Origin of the sequence: Pseudomonas sp., assembly GCF_050739995.1 — a bacterium.
Lineage (GTDB): Bacteria > Pseudomonadota > Gammaproteobacteria > Pseudomonadales > Pseudomonadaceae > Aquipseudomonas.
Genome location: NZ_JBOICG010000472.1, coordinates 1 through 2,356, shown reverse-complemented (window position 1 = coordinate 2,356; position 2,356 = coordinate 1). Strand labels below are relative to the sequence as shown.

Sequence of the window (2,356 nt, the reverse complement as noted above, 5' to 3'; positions counted from 1 at the left end):
GCAATACAGAGCTGAAGGCCTTGCTGGATAAAGCGATCCAGGCTCTTCACGACGATGGCACCTATGATTCGATCCAGAAGCAGCATTTTGGCGATCTGAATCTTTACAGCGGCAAATAACCACCCGGCGCTCGTCCGCTGGATGGGCGTTTTCGCTATAGGTTGTTGATCATGTTTGAAACATTATTAGGCGCATTGGGGCTCTCTGCATTCAGCTTGCAAGGCTTCGGCCCGCTGCTGCTCGAAGGCGCCTGGATGACCGTCAAGCTGTCCCTGTGCTCTCTTTTGCTTAGCGTATTGCTCGGGTTGATGGGCGCCAGCGCTAAACTGTCCAGTCTCAAGCTGCTGCGTATGCCCGCGCAGCTCTACACCACATTGATTCGTGGGGTGCCGGATCTGGTTCTGATGCTGTTGATTTTCTACAGTCTGCAAACCTGGCTGACGGTCATCACAGTGGCATGGGGCTGGCAGTACATCGAAATCAATCCCTTCGTCGCAGGAATCATCACCCTTGGTTTTATCTACGGCGCCTATTTCACCGAAACTTTCCGCGGCGCCATGCTGGCCGTACCCCGTGGGCAGGTCGAAGCCGCTACTGCCTATGGGTTAAGTCGCGCCCAGCGTTTTCGCTTCGTGGTATTCCCGCAAATGATGCGGTTTGCCCTCCCGGGGCTGGGTAATAACTGGATGGTAATTCTTAAAGCCACCGCATTGGTGTCGATCATCGGCCTGGCTGATTTGGTAAAGGCTGCCCAGGACGCAGGAAAAAGTACCTATCAATTGTTCTTTTTCCTGGTACTGGCTGCACTGACCTACCTGATCATCACCAGCATCTCCAACTTCGTCCTGCGCTGTCTGGAAAAACACTACGCCGCGGGTTTACGGGAGGCAGTGCGATGATCGAACTACTGCAGGAGTACTGGAGGTCATTCGTCTACAGCGATGGCCAGCAAATCACTGGTCTGGCCATGACACTATGGTTGCTCAGCGCATCGCTTTTCATCGGCTTTATCGTATCTATTCCATTGTCGATCGCACGCGTGTCCCCCAGGTTTTACGTGCGCTGGCCGGTGCAGTTTTATACCTACCTGTTCAGGGGGACACCGCTCTACATCCAACTGCTGATCTGCTACACCGGAATCTACAGCCTCGCCGCAATACGCGCTCAGCCTGTGTTGGATGCATTCTTTCGCGATGCAATGAACTGCACCATTCTTGCCTTCGCTCTGAACACGTGCGCTTACACCACCGAGATATTTGCCGGGGCCATTCGCAACATCGCTCATGGCGAAGTCGAGGCGGCAAAAGCGTATGGCCTCTCGGGATGGAAACTCTATGCGTTTGTGATCATGCCGTCAGCCTTGCGTCGCTCGCTGCCGTATTACAGCAACGAAGTGATCTTGATGCTGCACTCAACCACGGTGGCATTCACCGCCACGGTGCCGGACATTCTCAAAGTTGCCCGTGACGCGAACTCGGCGACCTTTTTAACCTTTCAATCGTTTGGGATTGCGGCACTGATTTACCTGACGGTCACCTTTGCGTTGGTCGGAGTGTTCCGAATTGCCGAACGTCATTGGCTGGCCTTTTTAGGGCCGACTGACTGAGCCCTGTATCTGACAGGGCCGCTCCCAACCCGCTTAGAGGATGATTGCGAACATGTACAAATTGACGGTTGACGGACTACACAAGAGTTACGGTACCCATGAAGTACTCAAGGGTGTTTCCCTGCAGGCCAAAACGGGCGATGTCATAAGCCTGATCGGCGCGAGCGGTTCGGGAAAGAGTACGTTCCTGCGCTGTATCAATTTTCTCGAAACACCCAACGACGGTGCCATGAGTTTGGATGGCAAACCAATTTGCATGGTTAAAAATCATGCTGGATTACGTGTGGCGGATGACCGCGAGCTGCAACGACTGCGTACCCGCTTGGCCATGGTCTTCCAGCATTTCAACCTGTGGGGACACATGACCGTGTTGGAAAACATCACCATTGCCCCGCGTCGGGTGCTAGGCGTCAGCAAAAAAGACGCAGAAGACCGTGCGCGGCGGTACTTGGATAAAGTCGGATTGCCTGCCCGTGTTGCCGATCAGTTCCCTGCGTTTCTTTCCGGTGGTCAACAGCAGCGGGTAGCGATCGCCCGCGCCCTCGCCATGGAGCCCGAAGTCATGCTGTTCGACGAACCCACCTCGGCGCTTGACCCTGAGGTGGTGGGCGAGGTGCTCAAAGTCATCCAGGGGCTTGCTGAAGAGGGGCGCACCATGATCATGGTGACCCATGAAATGGGGTTTGCACGCAAAGTGTCGAACCAACTGCTGTTCCTTCATCAAGGACTGGTTGAAGAGCAGGGCGGACC

Annotated in this window: 3 protein-coding genes and 1 pseudogene; all 4 read left to right on the top strand. The window is 54.7% G+C overall.

Features of this window, described 5'->3' with window-relative positions; translation table 11 throughout:
- Positions 1–119: pseudogene (locus ACRESD_RS15675) on the top strand (ABC transporter substrate-binding protein); the annotation flags it as partial.
- 51 nt (positions 120–170) lie between these two features.
- Positions 171–899, top strand: a complete 729-nt coding sequence (locus tag ACRESD_RS15670) for an ABC transporter permease (protein ID WP_431751756.1) — start codon at positions 171–173, stop codon at positions 897–899.
- Positions 896–1,606 carry an ABC transporter permease gene (locus ACRESD_RS15665; RefSeq protein ID WP_431751755.1) on the top strand — a complete coding sequence of 237 codons (711 nt, stop codon included), beginning with the start codon at positions 896–898 and terminating at the stop codon, positions 1,604–1,606. Before ACRESD_RS15670 ends, ACRESD_RS15665 begins: the two co-directional genes overlap by 4 nt.
- A gap of 52 nt (positions 1,607–1,658) precedes the next feature.
- Positions 1,659–2,356 (top strand): ABC transporter ATP-binding protein (locus ACRESD_RS15660; RefSeq protein ID WP_431751754.1); only part of this gene is annotated, 698 nt, incomplete at its 3' end.